28 protein-coding genes are annotated in these 25,732 nt (G+C 53.5%); 17 read left to right on the forward strand and 11 right to left on the reverse strand.

Annotation, left to right across the window (positions count from 1 at the left end; translation table 11 throughout):
- Positions 1-47 precede the first annotated feature (47 nt).
- From NNL35_RS16065 to NNL35_RS16085, 5 genes are all read left to right on the forward strand, one after another.
- Positions 48-1,490, forward strand: coding sequence for an MBL fold metallo-hydrolase (locus tag NNL35_RS16065; protein ID WP_006674571.1), 1,443 nt, complete (start codon positions 48-50; stop codon positions 1,488-1,490).
- 200 nt (positions 1,491-1,690) lie between these two features.
- A complete protein-coding gene (locus NNL35_RS16070) occupies positions 1,691-2,080 on the forward strand; it encodes a hypothetical protein (RefSeq protein ID WP_006674570.1) in 390 nt (129 codons plus the stop codon).
- A 580-nt stretch (positions 2,081-2,660) separates the two neighbouring features.
- Positions 2,661-3,314 (forward strand): MBL fold metallo-hydrolase, encoded by a 654-nt coding sequence (locus NNL35_RS16075; protein ID WP_006674569.1) that lies wholly within the window; start codon positions 2,661-2,663, stop codon positions 3,312-3,314.
- A gap of 476 nt (positions 3,315-3,790) precedes the next feature.
- Positions 3,791-5,149, forward strand: a complete 1,359-nt coding sequence (locus NNL35_RS16080) for a TraB/GumN family protein (RefSeq protein WP_006674568.1) — start codon at positions 3,791-3,793, stop codon at positions 5,147-5,149.
- A gap of 92 nt (positions 5,150-5,241) precedes the next feature.
- Entirely contained in the window at positions 5,242-5,550 is a 309-nt protein-coding gene (locus NNL35_RS16085) for a hypothetical protein (RefSeq protein ID WP_006674567.1), read from the forward strand.
- 80 nt (positions 5,551-5,630) lie between these two features.
- Here NNL35_RS16085 and NNL35_RS16090 read toward each other — a convergent pair whose 3' ends face one another.
- From NNL35_RS16090 to NNL35_RS16110, 5 genes are read right to left on the reverse strand one after another with little or no spacing between them, the layout of a single operon-like run.
- Complete coding sequence (locus tag NNL35_RS16090) at positions 5,631-6,845, reverse strand: M24 family metallopeptidase (protein ID WP_040729491.1); 1,215 nt, start codon at positions 6,843-6,845, stop codon at positions 5,631-5,633.
- Positions 6,846-6,868: 23 nt separating this feature from the next.
- Complete coding sequence (locus NNL35_RS16095; protein ID WP_006674565.1) at positions 6,869-7,624, reverse strand: amino acid ABC transporter ATP-binding protein; 756 nt, start codon at positions 7,622-7,624, stop codon at positions 6,869-6,871.
- A gap of 15 nt (positions 7,625-7,639) precedes the next feature.
- Positions 7,640-8,284: an amino acid ABC transporter permease gene (locus NNL35_RS16100; protein ID WP_006674564.1), complete on the reverse strand. Its 645-nt coding sequence runs from the start codon at positions 8,282-8,284 to the stop codon at positions 7,640-7,642.
- A gap of 27 nt (positions 8,285-8,311) precedes the next feature.
- Positions 8,312-9,127 carry a transporter substrate-binding domain-containing protein gene (locus tag NNL35_RS16105; protein WP_040729489.1) on the reverse strand — a complete coding sequence of 272 codons (816 nt, stop codon included), beginning with the start codon at positions 9,125-9,127 and terminating at the stop codon, positions 8,312-8,314.
- A 58-nt stretch (positions 9,128-9,185) separates the two neighbouring features.
- A complete protein-coding gene (locus NNL35_RS16110; protein ID WP_006674562.1) occupies positions 9,186-9,767 on the reverse strand; it encodes a TetR/AcrR family transcriptional regulator in 582 nt (193 codons plus the stop codon).
- A 266-nt stretch (positions 9,768-10,033) separates the two neighbouring features.
- Between NNL35_RS16110 and NNL35_RS16115 the strand changes: the two genes are divergently transcribed.
- Positions 10,034-10,432, forward strand: a complete 399-nt coding sequence (locus NNL35_RS16115; protein ID WP_006674561.1) for a YvaD family protein — start codon at positions 10,034-10,036, stop codon at positions 10,430-10,432.
- Positions 10,429-11,001, forward strand: coding sequence for a TetR/AcrR family transcriptional regulator (locus NNL35_RS16120; RefSeq protein WP_006674560.1), 573 nt, complete (start codon positions 10,429-10,431; stop codon positions 10,999-11,001). The genes NNL35_RS16115 and NNL35_RS16120 overlap by 4 nt, the downstream gene beginning before the upstream one ends.
- A 168-nt stretch (positions 11,002-11,169) precedes the next feature.
- Here the strand turns inward: NNL35_RS16120 and NNL35_RS16125 are convergent, their stop codons facing one another.
- The 6 genes from NNL35_RS16125 to NNL35_RS16150 form a co-directional block, all read right to left on the reverse strand.
- Positions 11,170-11,556, reverse strand: a complete 387-nt coding sequence (locus tag NNL35_RS16125; protein WP_006674559.1) for a DUF3899 domain-containing protein — start codon at positions 11,554-11,556, stop codon at positions 11,170-11,172.
- Positions 11,557-11,558: 2 nt separating this feature from the next.
- Positions 11,559-13,199, reverse strand: a complete 1,641-nt coding sequence (locus NNL35_RS16130; protein ID WP_006674558.1) for a peptide ABC transporter substrate-binding protein — start codon at positions 13,197-13,199, stop codon at positions 11,559-11,561.
- 78 nt (positions 13,200-13,277) lie between these two features.
- On the reverse strand, positions 13,278-14,234 hold the full coding sequence (locus tag NNL35_RS16135; protein ID WP_006674557.1) for an ABC transporter ATP-binding protein: 957 nt from the start codon (positions 14,232-14,234) through the stop codon (positions 13,278-13,280).
- Entirely contained in the window at positions 14,215-15,249 is a 1,035-nt protein-coding gene (locus NNL35_RS16140) for an ABC transporter ATP-binding protein (protein ID WP_006674556.1), read from the reverse strand. Before NNL35_RS16140 ends, NNL35_RS16135 begins: the two co-directional genes overlap by 20 nt.
- A gap of 12 nt (positions 15,250-15,261) precedes the next feature.
- Entirely contained in the window at positions 15,262-16,206 is a 945-nt protein-coding gene (locus tag NNL35_RS16145) for an ABC transporter permease (protein ID WP_006674555.1), read from the reverse strand.
- A 1-nt stretch (position 16,207) separates the two neighbouring features.
- A complete protein-coding gene (locus NNL35_RS16150) occupies positions 16,208-17,134 on the reverse strand; it encodes an ABC transporter permease (protein WP_006674554.1) in 927 nt (308 codons plus the stop codon).
- A 464-nt stretch (positions 17,135-17,598) separates the two neighbouring features.
- On the opposite strand from NNL35_RS16150, the gene NNL35_RS16155 reads away from it, so the two are divergent.
- From NNL35_RS16155 to NNL35_RS16200, 10 genes are all read left to right on the forward strand, one after another.
- On the forward strand, positions 17,599-18,144 hold the full coding sequence (locus NNL35_RS16155) for a histidine phosphatase family protein (RefSeq protein WP_006674553.1): 546 nt from the start codon (positions 17,599-17,601) through the stop codon (positions 18,142-18,144).
- A gap of 59 nt (positions 18,145-18,203) precedes the next feature.
- The gene (locus NNL35_RS16160; protein WP_006674552.1) at positions 18,204-18,617 is read left to right on the forward strand and encodes an Imm7 family immunity protein; all 414 of its coding nucleotides are present in this window, start codon (positions 18,204-18,206) and stop codon (positions 18,615-18,617) included.
- Positions 18,618-18,634: 17 nt separating this feature from the next.
- The gene (locus NNL35_RS16165; protein WP_006674551.1) at positions 18,635-19,135 is read left to right on the forward strand and encodes a DinB family protein; all 501 of its coding nucleotides are present in this window, start codon (positions 18,635-18,637) and stop codon (positions 19,133-19,135) included.
- Positions 19,122-19,283 carry a hypothetical protein gene (locus NNL35_RS16170; RefSeq protein ID WP_006674550.1) on the forward strand — a complete coding sequence of 54 codons (162 nt, stop codon included), beginning with the start codon at positions 19,122-19,124 and terminating at the stop codon, positions 19,281-19,283. Before NNL35_RS16165 ends, NNL35_RS16170 begins: the two co-directional genes overlap by 14 nt.
- Before the next feature lie 249 nt (positions 19,284-19,532).
- Positions 19,533-20,576 (forward strand): helix-turn-helix transcriptional regulator, encoded by a 1,044-nt coding sequence (locus tag NNL35_RS16175; protein WP_006674549.1) that lies wholly within the window; start codon positions 19,533-19,535, stop codon positions 20,574-20,576.
- Between the two features lie 120 nt (positions 20,577-20,696).
- On the forward strand, positions 20,697-21,638 hold the full coding sequence (locus NNL35_RS16180) for an ABC transporter permease (protein ID WP_006674548.1): 942 nt from the start codon (positions 20,697-20,699) through the stop codon (positions 21,636-21,638).
- Entirely contained in the window at positions 21,635-22,411 is a 777-nt protein-coding gene (locus tag NNL35_RS16185) for an ABC transporter permease (RefSeq protein WP_006674547.1), read from the forward strand. The genes NNL35_RS16180 and NNL35_RS16185 overlap by 4 nt, the downstream gene beginning before the upstream one ends.
- Before the next feature lie 61 nt (positions 22,412-22,472).
- Complete coding sequence (locus NNL35_RS16190; protein WP_006674546.1) at positions 22,473-23,219, forward strand: ATP-binding cassette domain-containing protein; 747 nt, start codon at positions 22,473-22,475, stop codon at positions 23,217-23,219.
- The gene (locus tag NNL35_RS16195) at positions 23,201-23,929 is read left to right on the forward strand and encodes an ATP-binding cassette domain-containing protein (protein ID WP_006674545.1); all 729 of its coding nucleotides are present in this window, start codon (positions 23,201-23,203) and stop codon (positions 23,927-23,929) included. The genes NNL35_RS16190 and NNL35_RS16195 overlap by 19 nt, the downstream gene beginning before the upstream one ends.
- A gap of 27 nt (positions 23,930-23,956) precedes the next feature.
- The gene (locus tag NNL35_RS16200) at positions 23,957-25,543 is read left to right on the forward strand and encodes an ABC transporter substrate-binding protein (protein ID WP_006674544.1); all 1,587 of its coding nucleotides are present in this window, start codon (positions 23,957-23,959) and stop codon (positions 25,541-25,543) included.
- Positions 25,544-25,732: the final 189 nt, after the last annotated feature.

A 25,732-nucleotide genomic window follows, 5' to 3' on the forward strand; every position in this document is an offset into this window, starting at 1 on the left:
GATACGCGATAATTAAATGTGTTCAGAGAAAGGGGAGAGCGGCATTCATGCTGCTGCGCTATTTTTATGATGAGAAGCTGGCCCACGCTTCGTATCTCGTGGGGTGCCAAGCGACGGGGGAAGCGATCGTGATCGATCCTGCCCGCGATGTTGTTCCGTATGTCAAGACGGCTCAGGCCGAAGGCTTGACGGTCGTGGCCGCGGCGGAGACGCATATCCACGCCGACTTCGTATCGGGCGCCCGCGAGCTCGGGGAGGAGCATGGGGCGACACTATATGTGTCGGGCGAAGGCGGACCGGACTGGTCTTATGCTTACGTGAACGGCGAGAGCGGGACAAAGATCAAGCATTGGCTGGTCAGAGACGGAGAGCGGTTCCAGGTGGGCCGGCTCGAGTTCGAGGTGCTGCATACGCCGGGCCATACGCCCGAGAGCGTGTCGTTCCTGCTGACGGACCGAGGCGGGGGCGCCGATAGCCCGATGGGCATATTTACGGGCGATTTCGTCTTCGTCGGCGATATCGGCCGGCCGGATTTGCTGGAGAAGGCAGTGGGCCTGGCAGGCACCGCCGCGGAGGGAGCGCGGCAGATGTACCTCTCCCTGAAGCGCTTCAAGCAGCTGCCTGATTATGTGCAGGTATGGCCCGCCCATGGAGCGGGCAGTGCCTGCGGCAAGGCGCTCGGCGCGATCCCGTCCTCGACGGTCGGTTACGAGAAGCGCTTCAATTGGGCCTTATCCATGGAAGACGAGACAGCCTTCACCGCCGCGTTATTGGCGGGACAGCCCGAGCCTCCAACCTATTTCCCCCGCATGAAGCGAGTGAACCGCGATGGTCCGGCGCTGCTCGCCCAGCTGCCTGGACCGGAATGGATTGAGGGGACACTCTCGGCTGTCGCCAATCTTGCGGAGAAAGGCGCGGTTGTCATTGATACGCGGCCCTGTAAGGAATTTGCGTCCGGACATGTGAAGGGAACGATCAATCTGCCGTATAACCGTTCCTTCACGACATGGGCCGGATGGCTCGTCGATGACGAACGGCCGCTGTATGTGATGGGGGAAGCGGATCGGCTGCCTGAGATTGTCCGCGACATGCGATCCATCGGCATCGACCGGATTGCGGGCACGATCGAGGCTTCCGCGCTGTGGAGCGGCATCGATGCGGCGGCGTCAGACCTGGAATCCTATCGCGAAGTGGCGCCGGCGGATATCGCCGAACAGGTTCTTGGCGGTGAGGTTGCGGTCGTGGACGTGCGCTCTGGGGCGGAATGGGAGGAAGGCCGCATTCCGGGGGCGAGTCATATTCTGCTCGGAACGCTTCCGAAGCGCATTCGTGAGGTGCCAGCCGGCAAGCCGGTGCTTGTCCAATGCAGGACGGGGGCGCGTTCGGCGATTGCGGCCAGCATTTTGCAGGCACATGGACGCGTGAATGTAATGAACCTGCAAGGAGGCATCATCCGATGGCGTGAGGAAGGATTGCCTGTAGCCAAGTAACCGGTCTGCCCCAAATGAGCGGCTCTTCATAGGCCTCAGTCACCTATGGAGAGCCGTTCTTTGTACATTGATGAATTCTACCAATAAATCTATAAAAATAGGAAATAAAGGTTTACAATATATCGTATCTTTGTTATATTTAAGAAGGTAAAACTTCCATATATTTTCATCCATTACAAATATTTAAGGAGTGATGTAAAGTGAAGAAGCTTCTGATCTCACTGTCTGCGTTAGCTATCCTGGCTACCGCTTCCCCGGCATATGCCTCTCAGGACCCTGTTCCTGCCGTCTCTGCCGGCCCCGTCGTTCAAGAAGACCAGCATTTCATCAAGTATTACGCGTTGCGGCCGAATGAAGTCAGCCCATGGGAAGGGATTTACCTGAAGAAAGGCCAGCAACTTACGATTTATGCGCAAGGCAGCTACGCCTATTACTCGGTATATAATTCAAGCTATCATCTCGGGACTTTTTACAATAGCAATGTAGGCAGAATTTTTACGGCGACGGAAGACGGCTATCTTTATTTTCAATTTGCCGCCCCGTCTTCGTATACGATGAATTACTTCACGGTTACATACAAAATCAACTGATCGGCGGCAGCAGGTGCTTTGGTGCAATATAGCCGTATGCAGTTTGCCAACAAGATGAGGCAATGAAAGCCTGCGTTAATGCAGGAAATTATGCTATCTCATCCGATATTTTATCAAATTCCTGGAAAAGTGCATCTTTTCCGCTGACTATTGCTTTTTATCTATTGCATAGGTCAAAATTGATGCGATTTTGCAGGAATGCCTGTAACGGAGTAAACGTCATAAGAGAATACTGCATTTATGCAGTTTTTCGGCAAGTCAAGCGTTGAGAATCAAGGGGAGCTGTCTCATTGTAGCTACAAACTACTTATGGGACAGCCCCTTAATAATTGGAATTTATTATGTGGAGGACGTAGCCCAAGCGAAGGTGCGGGAACGTTCTTTTTTTATTGAACTAACGGGAAGGATAATCATTTTGCAATTTTGTTTGGTTTGTTTGAATTTTGGTTGGTGAATGTAATTTATTGACAAACAAATAGGTTTCATAATAGTATATTTTTACGTACAAAAATAAGTTTCCATTTCATAAAACTTATACCGTGATGTTTACTAGCTTATGCTTATAAAGGAGCTGAAAAACATGGAAATTTCGAATGGAGTTCACATGCTTGAGTTGGACTTTCAGGGGACTACAATCAACCCAACCCTTTTGTGGGATCAAGAAATGGCCGTGTTAATAGACACCGGATTCCCAGGACAAATAGAAGATTTAAGATTGTCCATGAAGAAGGCCGGAGTGTCACTCGACAAGGTAAAAGCTGTGATCTTGACCCATCAGGATATCGATCATATAGGAAGTCTACCTGAGATTTTGCGGGAGTGTGGCAGTAACGTTCAGGTGTACGCCCACGAACTGGATCAACCTTATATTCAAGGGGAACTGCCTCTTCTAAAAGACGGACATATTAAAAATCCCCCCAAGGGCAGGGTGGACCAACCCTTAATCGATGGTCAGGAACTTGCGTTTTGCGGCGGAATTCGAGTCATCCACACTCCTGGGCACACTCCCGGTCATATCAGCCTATATTTGAGAAAAAGTAAAACTCTCGTTGCTGGGGATTCGATGTATAGTGTAAACGGAAGACTTGGAGGAATCCATGAGCCAACTACACTCGATATAGAGGAAGCTCGACTCTCATTGAAAAAATATCTGGATCTTAACATTGAATCCGTAATATGTTATCACGGAGGACTAAGCAAGGGAAGAATTAATGATCAAATTCGAATATTATAGATTAAACACACCAGTTGTACCGACCGTAGACACACTATCCACAACATCATTGTTGGACTGAACTAACTCATTTCCACTCCATCCTTTTCAATGAACATTTATCATAGGTACTTTAAGCATACCCTTCCTTCTTTAAGCTCTGAAGCAATTCATAATATCTGAGTTGTCACCTCACTAATTGTCTGAAGCTTCATAGTTCCTCCTTTTATTAACTAGCTTAAAGTTCGACACGATGTCAGTCTGTTCTTCCGAAAAAACTTGCCGTTACTTATGGTAGCGATTCACAATAAAAATGAACATCAGCCAGGAATGGGCATGTGTGGCGGATGAATCACCTATACGCGATTCCCGACTCCCTTCCTTTTCCTAGAGGAATGAGATATAATCGTTCGTTGGGATTTCTTTTTCAATACATATAGACTATGAGGAGGGGAATAACGGTGAAATCCAGCAGATGGAGTATAGTGAAGCGAAGTATGGCCAGCGGATTGGCCGTCTTGATCGCCATGCTCGGATTCGTCATTCCGGCGAAAGCGAATGAAGGTCCTGCGGCCGTGCCGCAAATCAGCGCGTGGTCGGTTAAAACGCTGAATGAAGGGGAGAAATACGGGATTTTCCCGCTTGCGTGGTACGTTGACGGCACGTTCCAAAAGCCGATCACGCAGGATAAGTTTCAAGCTCTCATCGAAGCGACTTCCGCCAAATTGGATGCGCTCGAATTAAAGAAAACAGAGCAGGTCGACATTCCGTCCGGAACGAAGGAAATTACGAGAAAAACGGTGATCGATACCGTGTACGGCGTACTGGCCCAGTACGAATGGCCGGAGTCGCTGGAGCTCGATATGTCCGATCCGGTAGCGTTTTTGCAGAAGAACGGCATTGTGTATGGCACAGGCAAAGGGCTGGACCTAGATAAGCCGAGCACCGTGGAGCAAGCGTCTGTCATGGCAAGCCGTCTTGTTCAATTCAGTTATGATGCGGCAGGAGGTGGGGCGAAGGGCCTTCTCTGGAAAGCCACGAAGGGGCAAAATACGCTCTATCTCTTAGGGTCGATTCACCTGGGCATTCCTGACATGTATCCGATGCAAAAATCGATTAGAGACGCGTTTGAACAGTCGGACACGCTGTGGGTGGAAGTGAATCTGATCGACGCGGGAACCTCGATGCAGTATTTCGCCCAACTCATGACGTATAATGACGGCACCCAATTGAAGGATCATGTGTCGCAGCAAACCTATGAGAAGCTGCAAAAGGTGCTGGAGCAGCTGAACATGGCGCAAGATACCTTCGATCCGTTCAAGCCTTGGGCCATCACGACTAATCTCTCGATGGCCAATATGTCAGGTGAATCTGCAGATATGGCTCAAGGGGCAGCCCTCGGCGTCGATATGTACTTCACGAACTCGGCCTTGTTGACAGGCAAGCCGATCCATGAGCTGGAAGGACTCAAGTTCCAGGCCGATCTCTTCAATAATGTGCCGCCTGAGGTGCAGGAGAAAGAATTGAACGAGGTATTGGAGCAAATCCTGGCGCCGGCCGACAAGTCGAAGGATGCGAGCGAGCAGTTGAAGCAGTGGCAGATGCTGTGGACCAAGGCCGACCTTGAAACATTCACGGAATCCTTCACGGATTCGGATGAAATGGTGAAGAGCGATTCGGCGCAGCGCTTGTTCGGGGAACGGGATAAAAATATGGCCAAAAAGCTGATGGAGCTGCTGGATAAAGAAGGGGCATCCACGCATTTTGTCGTCGTTGGAGCCGGTCACTTCGTTATCAAAGACATGATTATCGATCAGCTAAAAGCGAACGGCTATCAAGTGGAGTTCGTGAAATAGAATCAAATGATCAGAAGAGGCTAATCCGCATGATAACCATGATGCAGGGTTAGCCTTTTTTCGGCATATCCCGATTAGGGACAAATGCTGCGGTGGAGGAAGAATTCAGACTAATCGGTCAAGCGGAACAGGCCTTGCGAGGGCAGAAGCTGGGCAACCTCCCTGTCCGAATCATCGCCAGGGGCGTGCAGCCGGATCTGACTTCCATCGGTTTTTCTAAGGAAGGCAGTCGGAAGCTCGATGAAATTTGGCAAGCTTGCCAGCGGAAAATGCTGAACCTTTCCACGGAAAGCAAGCTGATTATCGCTGTGAACAGCGGTCATAATATTAGCGATGACGAACCGGAACCGGTCGTGCGCGTGATCCGCGATCTGCTGGCATCCGTGCAGGGCCAAGGCTGATCAGCAAGCAAGCCGGAAGGACGGCAGCATACCGTCTTTCCGGCTTGTTCCACATTCATATTGGCCGTGCAGCGGGGGAGCTACAGCGAGATCAGATCCCGGGACAGCTTGTTCAGCCGCTCGCAGCCATTCTCCGTGACCAGCACCATATCCTCGATCATGATGGAGCCAATGCCGTAGCCGTAGTAAGGCGTCTCCAGGCAGATAACCATGCCCGGAACGAAGACGGCTTCCTCCGCCGGGCTCAGGAATGGGGCCTCTTCGGCCGCAAGACTCAGGCCGGCGCTGTGTCCCAGATGACCCCGGTTGTAATTCGGAAGGCCGGAGCGGCGGATCACCTGCATCGCCTCGTTAAATGCGCGGCTCATTGGCAGACCCGGCTCGATCATTTCCAGCAGCCGGTCATGTCCGGCCCGCAGCGCCCCGTAAATGCGCTTCACCGTATCCGAAGGCGAGCCGAGCACGAAGGTGCGGGCGATGTCTGAACCGTAGCCGTTCACATCGACGCCGACGTCGAATTTGATCACGTCGCCGGGCTGTCCCGGACGTGTGTCGAATATATGCGCCGGTGCGAAATTCGCCCCGACGGAAATCATATGGAAGCGGGAAGGCGCTCCATCCGCATGGGTGAGCAAAGCTAGCCGAAATGCATCGGCAATGTCGGCCGCCGAGCTGCCGGCCTGGATTCCCTTTATCGTCTCCGCGATGCCGATTTCGGCGTAAGCGCAGCTCTGGCGGAGCTGCTCGACTTCCCAAGGCGTCTTGCGCGCACGCAGCTCGGTCAGCAGCGCGCCGGCTTCCGTTAGCTCCAGACCCGGCACCGCTTCACGCAGCGCGTTCACGGCAGGATGCCGCATCCCGTTCAGCTCGACAGCCACCTTGCCGCTGCGGATTCCATATTCCTCCAGCACCTCCCGGAGCAGTCCGAACATTTCCTCGACCTGATGGTTGACAGGCCGCCGTCCTTCGTACCGATCGCCGCGCAGCCCGAACGGATCGTCGACGTCCACCCAGGTTGGGTACGTTCGCAGCTCGCATTGAGGCAGCTCGTCCGGCACGCCCGCGGCCTCGAACTCATTCATGATGATCACGGTGCGGCGGGACGGATCGCGGAACATCACCGCCAGCGCGACTTCGTTCATGCGCAACGTATACATGAACGTGCTGGGATGGCCGGACAAATAGTAAAAATTTTCGCAGCTCGATGCCACGATCGCTTCTACGTTCTCCCTCTCCATTAACACTCGCGCCCGTTCCACAACATCTTTCAAATGCTCTGCTTTGCCGTAAACCACATTGTCAACTCCTTCGAAGCCGCTCATGCTTCCGGCTCACTGCCAAGCTGCCGCAAAAACTTGCGGGCCCGCTCCGTATGCGGCTGGGTGAAAAATTGCTCTGGCGACCCTTCCTCCTGGATTTTCCCGTCGCTCATAAAAATTACCCGATTCGCCGCTTCGCGCGCGAATCTCATCTCGTGGGTGACGACAATCATCGTCATCCCTTCCGTGGCAAGCTGCTTCATCACCGCCAGCACCTCTCCCGTCAATTCGGGATCGAGCGCCGAGGTCGGCTCGTCGAACAGCATGATCTGCGGCTGCATGGCAAGGGCGCGGGCAATGGCTACCCGCTGCTGCTGGCCGCCGGACAGCCGGGAAGGATGTTCATTTTTTTTGCCTAACAATCCGACCTTGGCAAGCAGCGACTCGCCGATTTCGACCGCCTGCGCTTGGTTCATTTTTTTCACGATCATAGGGGCCATCGTGACGTTCTCCAGGACGGTCATATGGGGGAATAAATTGAACGATTGGAACACCATCCCGGTTAACGTGCGGATATGCCGCACCGCTTCCTTCTTGGCGGCTTCGCTCATGGATGCGTTCCAGGCCGCATCGCCCACCCGGATCGATCCCGCATCCGGCACCTCCAGTCCGTTCAAGCAGCGCAGCAGCGTGCTTTTGCCGGAACCGCTCGGCCCGACCAGGACTACGATTTCCCCGGAGTCAATATGCAGGTTGATATCGTCGAATACGGTGAGTTCACCGAAGCTTTTGCCGAGATTGTTTACCTCAATCATGTGCATCACACGTCCTTAATAGGCTTTTGACAACCGCGTCTCGATGCGGTTCAGAATATAGGAGAAGAATACGCTCATCACCCAATACATGAGCGCGATCGCCACATAAAAAGGCATGGCGACATAGTACTGCGCAATGAGCAGTTGAGCGGAGCGCAGCAGCTCGGTTACGGTAACGATAGAGACGAGCGACGTCTCCTTCAGCATCCCGATGAACGTGTTGCCGAGCGGCGGGATCGCCACCCGGGCCGCCTGCGGGAGCACGACGCGCCGCATCGTCTGCCAAGGGGTCAGACCCAGGGACTGAGCGGCTTCCGTCTGCCCGCTGGGCACGGATAGAATCGCGCCGCGGAGCGTCTCGGACAAGTACGCGCCGATATTGATGCTAAGCGAGATAAAGGCCGCGGTGAGCGGCCCCAGCGTGATTCCGAAATCGGGCAGTCCGTAATAGATGATGAAGATCTGCACCAGGATCGGCGTGCCCCGAATGAGGGACACGTACCCTTTGGCGAGCGCGCGGACGAGCCGATTTCCTTTCAAGCGGGCAATGGCGACGATGATCCCGATAATGAGCCCGAAAAACATGGAGACGATCGTAATCAGCAAGGTGTAGTACGCGCCTGTTAATAGAAATTGAATATTACTAAAGACCAGCTCCATTACCTGTATCCTCCTGGCTCTTGCTCATTAGAAGTTCGGATCGACATCGAACCATTTATGGAAAATCTCCGTGAATGTGCCGTCGGATTTCATCTCGGCGAGCGCTTTATTGATCGCATCGAGCAGTTCCGGATTATTTTTGCGAATCGCGATCCCGGCAAAGTCCTCTTTAATCGGCTCGCCGACCGCTTTCACCTTGAACTGATTTTTCTCGATGAGCGGCTTGATGGCGAACACGTTATTGATCGTCGCATCGATGCGGCCGACGTCCAGATCTTTCAGAGAGGTGATGACATCGTTATATGTGGCGATCTCGAACGTGCCGACCTTCGGCATCGCGACGTCGCGCAAATATTTTTCATCATTCGTCCCGAGCCCGACGCCGATCTTTTTGTCTTTGAAATCTTCGATCTTCTGAATCGTCGCGTTGTCGCTCTTGACGATGACGTTGACGGCGTTCTTCACGTAAGGCGTGGAGAAATCCATCAACTTTTTGCGATCCTCGGTAATCGTCACTTGGCTGACAAGCGCATCGTATTTATTTTTTTGCAGTCCTTCAATCAGTCCGGAAAATTCACCGGTGATAAATTCCACTTCCACGCCGAGGCGCTTCGCCACTTCTTTGGCGACGTCTGCATCGAAGCCGTCGACCTCGTGCTTGTCGTTCAGGAAGTTATATGGAGCATAGGTGCCCATCAGTCCGACTCTGATTTTGCCGGCCTTCTTGATTTGCTCAAGAGCGTTCGCGTCTTGAGCTGTCTTGCTTCCGCATGCGGCGAGAGCGACAGACAGAACCGTGAGCAGCAGTGCAGCTTTGACGAATTTGTGCAGTTTGACAGTCATGATGATAGCCTCCATTATTGTACGACCTCTTATGGGGTCTTTATATCAGTAAAATGAGTTATCCGAGCAACCCCCGGAATTCGAACTTGGCGGTTTCTTCGGCGATATCCGATGGGGAATAGGCGGACGTATAATCGACCTCGTGCATCGGTCCGAACAGCCATTTGGACAATACGCCCGTTATGAAACAGACGAGAATGCTGGCCCGAAGCGGAAGATCATTCGTACGGGGAAGCATGCCCAGCTCCATTGCCCGCTGAATGTTGTGTTTGAATGCCTCCTCGAACGCAACCCACGTGTGCGAGATCGCTTCCCGCACCGGAGGGTCTGCGCCTTGGCCTTTTATCAGCAGGAAAGCCATCAGCTCCCGGTTCCGGTCGGCGAAGGTGAACAGATCGGTAAGCAGCCGTGCGGACGAACGGACCATATCATCTACCGTGCCTGCGTGCTTGCGGTAGCCTTGCTCAATAACTTTTATGAGTTTCTCTTTTCCGTCTTCGATTAATTCCAGCACGAGCTGTTCTTTACTTTGAAAATACCAGTAGAACGTTCCCTGTGACACTCCTGCGGCCTTGACCACATCGGAAATTTTGGTGCTGTGATATCCCTTGCAGGCAAATAACTTCAGGGCGGCGCCCATCAATTGATGACGGCGATCCTGATCTTGCTTCGGTCCGGCAGCCAGCTTCCATCGCCCCTTTCCACTTAACTGACGAGTCAGTTAATGATAATTCCGATGGGATTACTATATTTTAAAGTTCGATTTGTGTCAAGCTATATTTTTGAAAGTGCCAGAGCATGTTCTCGGCCATCTTGATTGTTGGCGGGGTAGAAGTTATGATGGAAAACAAGGAAAACAAAACTGTTTCTATGTTTTCTGCGAGTCAAGTTCGAGGAGAGAGTCAAATGGGAAAATCGTTAAAGGTCTTCATGCTGTTCACGGATATCGGGTTTCTTTTCTATTGGGCGGTCACCTTTTTAGAATGGATTCCGAAGCAATATCTATATCAGGATTACAGCAATGAGCTGCTTGTCGCCTGGAACCTGTCATTTATTCCGTTGGATTTGCTTATTTCGGCTACGGGGCTGATCAGCATTTCTTGTTACAACAGACAGAAGGAGGTCTGGTCAACGCTTTGCTTGATTTCCTTGGTGCTAACCTTTTGTTCGGGCCTGCAAGCGATCGCCTTCTGGGCCATACGGCCCGATTTCGATCTGGCATGGTGGATTCCGAATCTGTTCCTGATGGCATATCCGTTATTCTTTTTTCCATCGGTCATGAAAAAGGGGGTTCGTGCGGCATGAAAGAAAGAATTGCGGAAGCGGCTGTACAGGAGATCAAGTCCCGGGGGTTGAAATTTGCCATCCGCGATGTGACGAGCCGCCTGGGCATCAGCACGAAGACGCTATATCAATATTTTGATTCCAAGGAACACATTGTCACCTGGATCATTCAACAAGCGATTCAAGAAATGAAAGACACCGAGCAGCGGATTATGAATGACCCTTCCTTGTCCCTGGTCCAAAAGCTGAAGCAAGCGCTGATCATCCTCCCAAGCGCGTTCGCTTTCACCGATATCCGCACCCTGGATGAGCTGAAGCGATCCTATCCAGAGCAGTGGAGACGGGTCGATGCTTATATCAATGAGGGATGGGGCAATGTTCGCAAGCTTGTCAACACGGGAATTGAAAAGCAAATAATCCGCCCTCTGGATATGGAGCTGTTCATCCGGATCTATGTGGGTGCGGTCTATCAATTGATGGATCGCGGGGGCGCGGAAGAGCGTCACTTGCCGCTGGAAGAAGCGCTGACACGAACGGTTGAACTGCTGCTGTATGGCATCGTTCTGACAGCGCCCGCGGACGGACCATAATAGCGCGATGTTTTTCCGACGTCGAAGCGGGAGAATCATTTGCCAGATCAGCTCTCCGCGCCTGGTTACTCATCTCGTTTTGCTGAAAATGAATTTGATCGCGATCGGGAGGGGGAGGGCAGAAGCAGACAGGCTATCCCCGGAATTGTCCAGGGATAGCCTGCTGTGCTAGAAATAACAGAGCTGCAGCGTCAACGCGCCGCTCGCCAAGCCAGTGCCAGCGCCAAGCAGATATGCTGACAGCTTGCGCCCGAGAGCCTGCTTCCACGCTTGCAGGGCAAGGTCGGACCGGAGGCGCTTGTCCTCCTTCTCCAAGGCGCGCGGCTTGGTGACGAATGCGGCTCCCGCCATGGCCAAGCCGCGCAAGAGAGGAGCGAGAAACCCGGTCCGCAGCACATAACCGGCCGCTCCCGCGATCAGGGCCAGCAATCCATACAGGAACCAGCGATTGATGATGGCGGCTTGGATGGCGGAGCTTCCGCTGCCATCCTGAAAATAGAGGATGCTCAGGCCTGCCGCGGATATGACGGCGGCGATCGCATATCGGGCCAGCATCGTTATGGTTCCACTCGCTTCGCGAAGCGCAGATCCGGATTGGAGCGCGCATCGAAGACGATGCCGGTGACCTTTGGACTGACCAAGGCCGTATCCGCCGAGAACAGGATCGGAATGATCGGCAAGTCCTCCATCAGCACTTGCTCCGCTTGCTGCAGCAATTCGATCCGTTTGTTCGGATCCAGCTCGTACGTTGATTTCTGAATTAACTCATCATACTCCTTGCTGCTCCAGTTCGTGAAGTTGTTCGAATTGTTGGACGTATAATGCCCGAGCACGCCAAGCGGGTCCAAGTAGTTGCCGACCCAGCCCATGCGGGCGATTTGGAAGTTCTTTTGCTTGAAGGTATCGATATAAGTCTTCCATTCCTGGTTTTCGAGTTTGACTTCGACGCCCAGGTTTTCTTTGAGCATCGCTTGCAGCGCTTCCGCCACTTTCTTATGGTTATCTGCCGTGTTGAATTTGAACGTCACCGGAGGAAGCTGGGACAACCCTTCTTCCTTCAAGCCTTCGGCCAGCAATTTCTGCGCTTTCTGCACATTGAACTCATAGTATGTCTCCGCATCCTCGCGGAAGTCCTTGCCTGATGGATTAGTCAGGCCATAAGGCACATAGCCGTGCGCTGGCGTTTCCCCGCCCTTGGTCACGTTTGTCGTCAATGTCTCGCGGTCGATCGCGTACGAGAACGCTTGTCTTATTTTTTGGTTCGTGAACGGCTTCTCATTGACATTGAAGGAATACGTATAGACACTGAAGGAAGGATGGGATAAGTACTCTTTATTATTTTTCTCTTGATCGATCACATCCAGCGGCAGCGACAGAATCATGTCCAGCTCGCCGGTTTTGTACATTTGATAGTATGTCGTTGCGTCCTGCACCATTTTGAAATGAATCGTGTTCATCGTGATGACGTCTTTGTTCCAATACTGATTGTTTTTCGCCAACGTGATCTGCTCGTTATGCTTCCATTCCTGCGGCACATAAGGGCCGTTGCCGACGATGGTGTCCGCTTCGGCGGCCCATTTCTCGTTGTTGTCGACGACGGACGAGCGAACCGGCAGATAGGCGCGTCCTACGGCAATGATCGGGAAAATGCTGAGCGGCGCTTTGAGTTCGACCACCAGCGTATGATCGTCCTTCGCCTTGACGCCGACATCGTCCGCGCTGCCTGTGCCCGTATTATATTCTTCTGCGCCCTTGATGTAATACAGCGAGGACGGATCATAAGCGCCCGTCTTCGGATTTAACACCCGTTTCCACGAATATTCGAAGTCCTGCGCCGTTACCGGATCGCCGTTCGACCAGGTGGCATCGTCCCGGATCGTAAAGGTATACGTCGTGGCATCTGGCGATACATCCACTTTGCTGGCTGCGCCCTCCACGATTTTGCCGGATTTGTCGTAGGTGTACAAGCCTTCATACAGGTTGTCGATAATGAAATAAGATGTCGTATCCGATGCAAATGCAGGGTCGAGCGTATAAGGTTCGCCGCCCGCCAGGTTCGTGGTCAGCACCTGCGGAATCTCTCCGTCGGCTGGCGCCTTGGCATTGGCGGCTGCGCCTGTATCGCTGCTGCCGGAGCATCCGGCCACAGCGGCTGCCGCAAATAGTAGAATAACCAGCATAACGTTCCATTTTTTCATCGTGTCGTTCCTCCATTACTGCAGATAATCTGGTACTGTTCGCGCCATCAAGCGCAGTCTTTATGCGCATGAACTGGCTCATTCATATAAATGGCATGCAACCCAGTGGTTGCTTCGCACTTCCTTGCCAGGCGGCATCTGATTCGCGCAAATATCCGTGGCGCTAGGGCAGCGCGCATGAAACGGACAGCCCGCGGGCGGAGAGAGCGGGCTCGGGGGCTCGCCGTGCAGCACGATTCGCTCGCGAAGCCTCTTGGCCGCAGGCGTCGAGGCGGGGACGGCAGACAAGAGCGCTTGCGTGTAAGGGTGCAGAGGCTGCGCGAACAGCGATCGGCTATCCGCAAGCTCCATCAGCTTGCCCAGGTACATCACGCCGATGCGATCGCTGATATGCTTCACCATCGCCAGATCATGAGCGATGAACAGGTAGCTGAGACCTTGCTCGGTCTGCAGATCCTTCATCAGGTTCACGATCTGAGCCTGAATGGACACGTCAAGCGCCGATATCGGCTCATCCGCCACGATGAAGCGCGGCTTGACCGCCAATGCCCGCGCAATGCCGATGCGCTGTCTCTGCCCGCCGCTGAATTCGTGGGGGAAGCGCTCGGCGTAATCGGGATGCAGGCCGACCCTCTCCAGAAGCTCGGCTATCCGCTCTTTGCGGGCCGCGCCAGTCGCCATCCGGTGAGCATCGATGCCTTCCGCGACAATATCGCCGATTCTCAGTCGGGGGTTAAGCGACGAATGCGGATCTTGAAAGATCATTTGCATGCTGCGGTTCAGCTCCCGTCTGGCTTGCCCGCGAGCGAGCGCGATGTCCTGCCCCTCGAACAGCACCTTGCCCGACGTCGCTTCCAGCAGCCCGACAGCGGCTTTGCCAAGCGTGGATTTGCCGCTGCCGCTTTCGCCTACGAGGCCGACGGTCTCGCCAGGGAGAACAGACAGCGTAATACCGTCGACGGATTTGACGACGCGATGAGCGCCTGTGCGAAAATGCTTGTGCAGGTCATGAATTTCAACTATAGGCTTCTGCATAATCGTACCTCCTCGCTGGGTCCGGCCCGTGGCCGGCAGGAGAGCGGGGATCATTCAGCCAGCAGCTCGCGCTATGATGCTCCGTGAATGCCTTCGTCTCCGGCAGATGCCGCACACAGACTTCCATCGCGTACGGACAACGCGGCGCGAACGGGCATCCTTGCGGCTGCTCGGATAGAGCTGGCGGCGCGCCTTCGATCGGCATGAGCCGTTCTTGATCCGGTCCATCCAGCTTCGGCGCGGATTGCAGCAATCCCCATGTATAGGGGTGTCTGGCCCGCTCGAAAATATCCTGAACGTTCCCCGTCTCGACAATCATTCCGCCGTACATCACCGCAACGCGATGCGCCACCTCGGCTACCACGCCCAAATCATGCGTAATCAGCAGGAGCGAGCTGCCCATCTTGTCCTGGAGTGCCGTAAGGGTGTCCAAAATCTGGGCTTGTATCGTGACATCCAGGGCGGTCGTCGGTTCATCGGCGATGAGCAGCTTCGGATTGCAGGCCAGCGCAATCGCGATCGAGACGCGCTGTCGCATTCCGCCGCTGAATTCATGCGGATATTGATGATAGCGGCTGGCTGCGTCAGGTATGCCTGCGAGCTGAAGCAGTTCCACCGTGCGGGCACGCGCCTCGCTTCGGCTCAGCTTCTGATGCTGTCGCAAGCCTTCCGCGATCTGCGCGCCAATCTTCATTGTCGGATTGAGCGATGACATCGGATCCTGGAACACCATGCCAATCTCTGAACCCCTTAATTTCCTCATCTGCGGCCGGCTCAGCCGGGTGATATTCCGTCCTCGAAAATGAATTTCGCCGCCTGCCAGCCTGGCTTGCGGAGCAGGAAGCATGCCCATAATAGAACGGGCGGTCACGCTCTTGCCGCTGCCGCTTTCCCCGACGAGGGCGAGCGTTTCCCGTTCGTCGATGTGGAAGCTCACATCCCGCAGGGCATGAAGCGTCTTCTCGCGGGAATGGAAAGCGACATTCAAATGACGAACCTCAAGTAAATGTGTCAACGGCGCACCTCCTTAGTGCGGCGAACGGGGATCCAGCACATCCTGCAGCCCGTCGCCGAACGCGTTGAACGCGAACATGGTGAGTGAAATCATGAGTCCCGGAAAAAACAGCCGCCACCATTGACCGCTAAGGATAACGCCAAGCGAATCATTAGCCATCGTTCCCCAGCTGGCGTCCGGAGCCTGAACCCCCAAGCCGAGAAAGCTAAGGAACGATTCGGAGAAAATGGCGGCAGGGATCGTAAACGTCAAATTGACAATGATGATGCCGGCCGCGTTAGGCAGTAAATGCTTGAACAAGATGCCGGCATGCGATGTGCCCAGCTTCTGGGCCGCCAGCACATATTCTTGCTGCTTCAATTGCAATATTTGCCCCCGCACCACACGCGCCATGCCAACCCAGCCTGTGATGGAGAGCGCGACCACCATCGTGAAGATCCCTGGCTTCATAATGACAAGCAGCAGGATCACGACAAGCAAATACGGGATGCTGTACAAAATTTCAACGATCCGCATCAATATATTGTCAATCCGGTCCCCGAACCGGCCGCGCCCGGCCATGTAGCCGGATATGCCGCCTACGAGTATGCCGATGATCAGGTCAATGGCTGCTGCGGCGAAGCCGATCGCAAGCGAGATGCGCGCCCCGGCCCAGGTTCGCGCCCATACGTCCCTGCCAAGATCGTCGGTGCCGAACCAATGCTCCGCCGAGGGCGGCAGATTGGTCTTCGTCAAGGACTGAGCGCTCGGCGAATGGGGCACTATGTACGGGCCTGCCGCCGCAAGCAGCAGGATGAGCAGCAGCAGGGCCAGACCGATCATGGCCAACTTGTTCTTCATTAATTTGCGCAATCTGTCTTGCCATAGCGGAGCGCTTGGTTGAGGCGGCACGTGAATCGCCTGCATGCTGCGATCTATGGGGACGAACAGATGCTCCACATCGGCTGATGCTTTCATGCTAATCTCCTTTGCTGGCTAAAGTAATTCGCGGATCGACGATACGGTAGGACAGGTCGATGAGAAATAACGTGACGACTAGGACTAGGCTGTAAAATATCGTCGTACCCATAATGACCGGGTAATCCCGGTTGAAAATGCTGTCTACAAAGTGCTTGCCGATGCCGGGAATGGCAAAAATCTTCTCCACCACGAACGTGCCCGTCACGACGGACGCGAACAACGGTCCCAGAAAGGACAGAACCGGGATGAGCGAGTTCCGCAATCCATGCTTTGCCACGATTTTCCAGGCTGGCAGCCCCTTGGCCTCCGCCGTCTTGATATATTCCTGCTGCAGCACTTCAATCATGCTCGTTCTTACGAAGCGGGCAATGATGGCGAGCGGAGTGACGGCCAGCGCGATCGACGGCAGTATCGTATGCTTCCAGGTTCCCCAGGCAGCAACCGGGAGAAGTCTCCATTCCACGGCCATATACTTGATAAGCAGAGGGGCAAGAATGAAGCTCGGAATCGAGATGCCGAGCATCGCCGCCACCATCGCGATGTAGTCCAGTGCGCGATTGTGATGAAGTGCGGCGATCGTGCCCAAGCCGATTCCGGCGACGATGGCGATCAGCATGGACTGCAGTCCGAGCAGAGCCGACGGGACAAAGCCCCGTGCGATCAACGTATTCACATCGGTGCTCTTGGATTGAATCGATGGCCCCAAGTCAAGGGTCAGCAAGCTTTTCAAGTACAACAGATACTGCACAGGCAAAGGCTTGTCCAAGTTGTACCTGGCTCTCATATTTTCCAGAACCGACTCCGGCATCATCCGGGAATCAGAAGCAAACGGATCACCAGGGATGATGTGCATAATAACAAAGGTCAAAGTGACGATGATCCACAGGGTGACGAGCATTGCAAATAATCGTTTCAGCACAACCATTGTTCTATCTGCTCCTGTTCAAATACGATTATATTTATAAGAATAGTTGGTATTAAGTATAAAAAAATGATCCTATGCAAGAAGTAGAGAGTAATCAACCGGTTGTTTAATTATTAATTCTGATAGGATTAGTATGAATAGTAGGCCAGAAGATCGGAAATGTCAATGAGTTGTTCTGTAATTTTCAGAATGGAACAAAGTCTTTTCATCATGAAATGGAATGAATGCGTGATAGAGCAACAAAATCGATAGAATGAAAAAATCTGTTTGCTGTTGGTGAACTGCATGCAAGCCGCATGAACCTGAACGGGTGCGCAACGGCGTTTGGGCTCTATGAGGCAATATTTCATTTCCAAAAATATGAACGGGAGGTATACTGGAAGGATTAATGGAGAAATGCTCCAGAAGGCGGTTCCCGATTGGAAATAGGGAAGATTGCTTCGTGATGGGAACGAAGGAGGCTTATGAAAATTGGATTAGTTCGGCATTTTAAAGTGGCCTATGAGCCCAATCACCGTTGGATGACATCAGAACAATTCAATCAATGGGTAGAACGCTATGATCTTTCAGATATTTGTGTGAGTGCCTTCCTTGATGGTGACGTGAAATGGGATGTTTGCCTATGCAGCGACTTATATAGAGCGGCGAAGACCGCCGAGATCATTTATAAGGGGCCCGTAATCAAGACTGCGCAGTTAAGAGAGATTGGGATGAGCTGGACTAGCCAATCCAAGCTCAGACTTCATTATTATGTATGGCAAATGATGGCCAGGCTGGCTTGGTACTTCTCCCATCCTTCACAGGAAGAGAGCAGACGAGAAACCGTATTGCGAGCGCGACAGTTTATAGACCGCATCGAAGAGACCTATCATCAATCCAATGTATTAATCGTCAGCCATGGGGCCTTCATGAAATGTCTGACTCAAGAATTGCTTCGTAGAGGGTATAAGGGCAAACGACCATATAAGCCCGAAAATGGAAAACTGTATGCATATGTAAAAACAAATTGAGTTTATTTATAACCGCATTGATTGACAGCTTTACATCAAACACTAAGGAGTTCCATTTCATGTTTGAATTTAATGGATGGGCTGTTCTGAGATATCATACACATGATACTGATTCTATGAAACAAGAAAAACAATTAAATAAATTAATTCACTATATCTCAGAAATTGATACGGAAGAGGTCGTTACTTTTAAAAGCAGAAATGGCCTTGATTCTCTCTTAATGTCAGGATTACATAACCACAGAAAGAATTATGTAGTTGGAATATTTGAAAAAATTGCTGAAATCATGCCTGGATCCTACGGACTTCTTTATATACATGATGATGAAGACCAAAGTAAAAACCACGATAATACAAATCATTTTGTGGTGTGGAAATTAGTTAGAGGAAAATTAACTGGACAACAAGATCATTATCTATCTCCTTATATTCCAACAGTAGAAGATCCGTTTGATGAAACGAGAAACGACTAATACCGGAGGCATATCTCATGAACGAAAAACCTCAGCTGCTCGATAAATTCAGCGAATGGAACCGTTTTGTGCTACAAATTACAGAATTGGAATGGCAAACGCCCATTGATGAAGGCAAATGGACGATCCATGATATTGTCAGCCATATGATGTTGTGGGATAAATACTTCTATGAAGAAGCCATCTATCCTATCGCCAATGGTAAGCAAGTGACGGTGAGTCATCTTGATTTTGATGCGTTTAATAGAGAGGCCATCGAATACGGAAAAACGCTAACCAAGGATGAATTAATCGACTTAACAACGCGTTACCGGAATCTGTTAGTGGATACGATACAGCGTTTGGACGACGATACGTTTTCGAGAAAATATGCGGAAGGAAAATTTACCGTCAAAACTTACCTGCAGGACTTTATTTGGCATGATCAGCATCATATCACCCAAATGGAAGAATACAAAAGAAAATCAGGCATCTACTCACACCACGACACAAAAGGAGAGCGGCATGAAGTATTTTAACGAGGCTAAATATTTTTGGCAGACGTATGTACCGAAGCAGGGCCAAGCCGAGACCGTGCAGGGCGAATTAATTCGGGCAATCGAAAAGCTGAGAGGCGAGGCGCAAAGAAACGGCAACATCAATTGGGATAAGGGATTCGTTATTTAACGAATGGCATCAACATGTCAACACCGCCAAATACAATGGAAGCTCTTGCAGGGTGATGCTGCGGGGGCTTCTTTTTATGTGGTTCCGATAACTGCTCATCCACGCGCATGGGGAGATTCTCGGTTTCCAACAGGACAAGTATTCGCTATAATACAAATGATAATGATAATTATTCTCGACGATAGAAAGGGGAGCGGACGCCAGAGTCGGACGGCCTGTCTGTCTGGCTCATAGAGAGGCGCATAAAGCATGAGACAACATTATTTCATTGACAGTCCTGATACATATGCCGAGACGATGCGCCGGTTATCCGGACAGAGCGCGAATGAGAAGAGCCCGCATGCCCGTTCTGTGCGTTACGATATTCGAGAAGAGTATGGTTCGGGCCGCGTCGAAATGTACCGCGTGATGAACAACTCCGCGATTACGCTCTATGATGTTACGTTTCATGACGATGTCGTATTCGAATATGCGATGACGGGCCGTTATTTTGCGGTGAAATATTGCGTGGATGGGGAACTGGAGCTGCAGGAGCATGACCAGGAACCGTTATTGTTCAGGAAGAACTGCTTGTCTGTATCCAAGTCTTGCGCCATCCGAGGCTGCACCCGTCTGCGCGGAGGCCGGCGCTATCAAAGCGTATCCATCATCTCGGATTCGGACCATATGCCCAAGTTATTCGGCAGCAGCGGGATAGATTTATGGAATCATGCGATGGAGAAGCTGGATGGCTCCGCTCGGCAGCGGTTATTCACCGGTGTGCAGGCGGGGGCGGACGTGTCGAACATCTTCTGCAGCATCTTCCACTGCCCGCTTCCGGAGCAATCGAAAATATTATATTACGAAGGCAAAGTTATGGAGCTGCTGTCCCTGCTCTTGGCGGTGGAGCTGCCCGGACTGGAAGACGAGGAGGAAGCGGTCCTGCTGGATGACTATGAGATCCGGCAAATCCGGCATGCCCATGATCGATTGATGGATACCCCCGGCAATCCGCCCACGTTGGCGCAGTTGTCCAGGGAGCTTGCGATTAGCCGTAATAAATTGACCAAGGGCTACAAGCAGATCTACGGCCATACGATCTACGTTCATTATCGCAAGGCGTGCATGGAGCAGGCGGCTGCGCTTCTGGCCGATCTCAACAAATCTGTTCAAGACATCGCGTTTGATGTCGGTTACTCCAATGCGAGCAATTTCTGCAACGCCTTCAAGCGCGAGTTCGGACTGACTCCGCTGCAATATCGCAAGTCCAAGCTGAGAAGACTGTCCGGGCTAATGAGTACTCAATCAACATAATCGGTGCTGTGCGCACAACAATTCCATGTCATCCTCCCGTATAGTGAGGGGTGTATCCAGATCAGGAGCGCCCGCGTATACAGGGGGATGTTTTGTTTTTTGGGAAAGGGGGCAACAGCGATGTTCGGCAATCGCATCGTTCGCGGCGCGGCGGATATGCTGCTTACACTTCTCGCCGTCAGCATGCTGTCGTTCCTGCTGATGCGCATATCTCCTGTCGATCCGGCTGAAGCGTTCGCCATCCGCAATACGATGAACCCTTCGGATGACATGATCGCGAAGCTGAGACACGAATTGGGATTGGATGGCTCGCTCCTCATGCAATATGTCACTTGGCTGACAGACGCGATCCGCCTCGACTTCGGGAAGTCGCTTATGAACGGCAAGCCGGTGTTCGACGAATTCGCCGCTACGATTCCGTTCACCCTCCGCATCGTGGCGCTGAGCGCCGTGCTGCAAGCGTTGGGGGCGGTTGGGCTGAGCTGCCTTGGCTATTGGCTGCGTGATCGATGGGCTGGCTTCATTCTTCGAGTTCTCATGATCGCAGGGGTGTCGATACCGGCCTTTTATCTGGCCGCCGTATATTTGGATGTCGTAGCGGTGAAGCTGCGCTGGATCGCTGTCGCAGGCGGACAAGGCATGATGAACGTATGGAGTCCCGCTCTCTGTCTGGCTCTTCCGATGGCCGCCTTCTACGGCCGGCTGCTGACGACCGTGCTGGTCAAAGAGATGGGCGAGGATTACGTCATGTACGCCCGCTGCCAAGGGTTGAACGAGAATTATATTTTGTTCCGCCACGGCTTGCCGCATGCCCTCCTTGCGCTGCTCCCGAACTTCATGCAGAGCATCGGACTTACGGTGGCGGGGGCTGCGGTTATCGAGCAAATCTTCTCGGTTCCGGGAATCGGCAATGTTATCATCACGAGCGTGATCAACCGTGACGCGCCGATGATCCACTTTTCAATTCTGCTGCTTGCCGCTGTCTTCATGCTGACGAACCGGATATCCAGCGCGGTGCGGCTGCTGCTGAAGCGCGAGCCCTCGAGGGGGAACTGGTCATGAGGCGGCGTCGAAGGCTGCGAATCGGGGCCGCCGTATTTGTGCTCTTTGCCTGTGCCTTCGCTTATCTGCTGGCGCCGCACGACCCCCATCTGATCAATCTTGGCCAGCGGCTGCTGCCACCGAGCGCGGAGTATCCGTTCGGAACCGACTCGCTGGGGCGCTGCTTGCTGTCCCGGGTTCTCCATGGCGGGAGAACGACGCTGGGCATTGTGCTGTTGACATGGCTGACAACCTTGGCCGCCGGTCTGCCTATCGGCATTCTCGCCGGAATGTGGCGAAGCCGATGGCGCTGGTTGGGCGACAGCTTCCTGAATGTGCTGGCATCGTTCCCGCCGATTGTCTATCTGATTGTCTGGATAGGGGCTTGGGGCAGCGGAGTATATACGGTCGTCGTCGCATTGACGGCAGCATCGCTGGTCAGTCTGATCAAGCTGGTGAAGGCAAAGGCGGAGATTGAGCGGGATAAAGCATACGTCTACTGCGCTGCAGCGTCGGGCGCATCCCGGCTTCGCATCATGTTCTGGCATTTGCCGCCGAACCTGATCCGCGAATCCGTGGTGATGTTAAGTCTCATCAGCTCGGATATCGTGCTGATGATTAGCGGCTTCTCCTTCATCGGGCTGGGCCTCGATCAGAACGGAATCGACTGGGGCGCCATCATGCTGGATGGCCGCTCGGTAGCGATGCTGCGCCCGGATATGATGCTGTACCCGCTGGCGTTTATTTTTTTGTGCGCATTCTCCTTCAATGTGCTGGGAGAAGAGCTTACATAGGAGTGGATGAGCGATCTTCAGTCTGAATCGAATCAGTGTATCTGCGGCCGACGGGAGACGATTGCTCCACGATATCAGCTGCCGCGTGCGGCGGGGGGAAGCCGTTGGCGTAACCGGCGAGAGCGGATCAGGCAAGACGACGCTGCTTAAGGCGGCGATGGGCGTCCTGGGCCCAGGATGCGCGCTCGAGGGCGGAACCATTCAATTGGATGGCCGCGATCTTCATTCGCTCGGTCCCGCAGAGCGTAGAGAAATGGGCGGCAGAGCGATCGGGTTCATCCCGCAGCTCCCGGTGACCGCATTTGACTCGCGGCTCTCCGTGGGAAGCCAAATGCAGGCTATTTTCCGCAAACGGCTGGGATTGAACCGGCTGGATGCGGCTGGGCTTGCGCGAGCCAAGCTGCAGCAGGTTCATCTTCCCGATAGCGAGCGGGTGATGGCAAGCCGGCCCGGGGCATTGTCCGGCGGCATGCTGCAGCGGGTGGCGATCGCGATTCTGCTGGGTCTGAATCCGCCGTATATTTTGGCGGATGAGCCCACTTCCGCGCTCGATGCGGAGAATCGGGAAGCCGTGATTCAGCTGCTGCACGAATGCAAGCTGGCCTCGGGACTGCTGATCGTCTCGCATGATGTAGAGGTGCTGAGGCGAATTTGCGATCAGGTGCTGGTGCTGCATGACGGCGTGCTGGCAGAGCAAGGGAAGATGGAGGACCTGCTTGCGCGGCCTCGGCACATCTGGACTTCCCAATTGGCCCGAAGCGCCGCGCGGCAAGAGGAAGGATATTGGATATGGGAGAGATACGAGTAGCGAATGTGACGAAGTTCTACGGCGGTGAACGGCGCGCCGATGTGAAGGCGCTGGACTGTGTCTCGCTTCGTTGGCAGGAAGGGGAGAGCCTTGCGCTGATGGGCGGCAGCGGGAGCGGCAAAAGCACGCTTGCCCGGCTAATCCTTGGCTTGGAGCGGCCTGACACCGGAGACATCCGGCTGGACGGCATCAGCCTCGCCGGGCTCCGCTTCAGGGCGTGGCGCCCTTACCGGAAGGTGCTGCAGGGCGTATTTCAGGATGCATCCGGCACGCTGAATCCCCGCTTGTCCGCTTACCGCAATATGGAGGAGGCCCTGCTCAACCTGACGCATATGACCCGGCGGGAACGCCGGCGAGAGATTGATGGGCTGATGGAGCGGTTCCATCTGGATCGGGATCTGCTGCGCGTCCCGGTGCGCGAGCTTAGCGGCGGTCAGCAGCGCAGATTGTCGCTGATTAGGGCTTTGTCGGTAAGACCCCGATATTTGGTGCTGGACGAGGTGCTTAGCGGGCTGGATACCGTGTCTGCCGATGCGGTTCTGGCCACCTTGGCCGATTACCGGGACAGCTACGGCTGCTCCTATCTATTGATTACGCATGATGCCTATAACGCTTACCGGCTGGCGGATCGATGTCTGCTGCTGGAGGGAGGACGTCTGGCAGCCGAGGCGACCCGGCTGGAGCGAATGCAGGCAGCTGTGCGCACCTAATGATGATTACCGGAGGAGAACGACGAGATGAGAATCAATCTATTTCGTGTCAAAACAGTGATAGTAATGCTCTGTATTCTATTAACGGCGAGCGCTTGCTCCGCGGGCGGGGCGCAGACCGACAAGGATACGCTCGTCATCGGCTATGCAGGGGAGCTGAGCAACTTCTACCCTACGATGACGGACATGCATAACAAGCCGGTCATTCAGTTGGTGTACGATATGCTCGTCCGCTATGAGGACGGCGAGATTAAGCCGGGGCTCGCCACGGAGTGGACATTCAACGAAGCGGGGACGGAACTGACGCTGAAGATTAGGCAGGGCGTGAAGTTCCATGACGGGGAACCGTTGAATGCAGCGGCCGTCATTGCCAATCTGGAATATTACCGCAATGAAGGCAATGCTTCCTTCCTGAAGGCGGTATCGGCCATCGAGAAGCTGGAAGCGCTGGATGAGTATACGGTCAAATTGACCTATCAAGCGCCTTATTATCCGGTGCTGCACGACTTGTGCACACCATACCTGGCCATCGTGTCGCCGGCATCGATTATTAAGGATAATTACCAAGCGATGAACGGAACGATCGGAACCGGTCCTTATATTCACGAATCATTCGCCAAGGGCGAGCAAACCGTATTTAAGAAGAACAAGGACTACTGGGGAGAAGAGCCTGCGTTCGAGCGGATTATCGTTAAATATGTTCCGGACCCGGCCACGCGGCTGAAGGCGCTGCAGACAGGCGAGATCGACGCCGTCTTCAGCTCCACAATGATTACGAATAATGAGTTCAAGCAGGCAGCTTCCATGTCCGGCGTTCAAGGGAAGACCTCGAAGGGGAGCCGTACGCGAGCGCTGGCGCTCAATGCGTCAGGGGAAAATCTGGGCGATCTGCGGGTTCGCGAGGCGATCGCGCATGTCATCAATAAGCAGGAGATTGCCGAGGGCTTAACGTTCGGCTATGAGACGGCGGCTGACGAGATGTTTGAAGGCATCCCCTATATTCAGAACGGGCTGCGGATGCAGCGGGCCTACGATGTGCAGCAAGCCGCCAAGCTGCTCGATGAAGCGGGCTGGAAGCTGAACGAGAGTACGGGATACCGGGAGTTCAACGGCAAGCCGATGAAGCTGCGCTTCACGTATGAGACGGGAGACGCGTTCAATAAGGAGCTGGCTGCCGCCTTGCAAGGCCAGTTGAAGGAAGTCGGGCTTCAGGTCGAGGTGGAAGGAACCGATGTGATGACATGGTGGACAGAATGCGTGGAAGGGAAGTTCGACATTACGATCTGGGGTTCGAAGGGAGCCCCTGAGGACCCGCATCACTTTATCGGCCCGATGCTGGATCAGACCGCGCATACGGCGGCCATGTCCGCTCTGCCGGAGGCGGCCGACATCAAGGAGCGCATCATGAAGGTGCTGCACACGCGGGACGAGGCGGCGATTGCATCAGGTTATGAGTTCCTGTTGAATTACTTGAACGACCAAGTCATCGTCATTCCGGTTACGCATGCCAAGGAATTGATTCTATACCGCAGCGACAAGGTAGCGGATTATACGTTCGGCGGACTTGAGAACGGCTTCAACCCGGCCGGAGTGCAAAAGGCGGTTACCCGCTGATCGGCTTCCTTCCCGCTTCAGGCAGCGAGGGAGCAGTTAAATGAGCCGCAGGCCGGATTCTGTATTTCACAGGATCCGGCTTGTTCGCTTGTCACAAGCGCGCGAATTTGCACTGTTGCCCGGGAAATTTTTAATAGGAAAGTCCAATAGCTGGAGTTCGAACGAGCCGCCTAAAGAGACCTTTTACCT

The organism is Paenibacillus dendritiformis (assembly GCF_945605565.1).
GTDB classification, from domain to species: domain Bacteria; phylum Bacillota; class Bacilli; order Paenibacillales; family Paenibacillaceae; genus Paenibacillus_B; species Paenibacillus_B dendritiformis_A.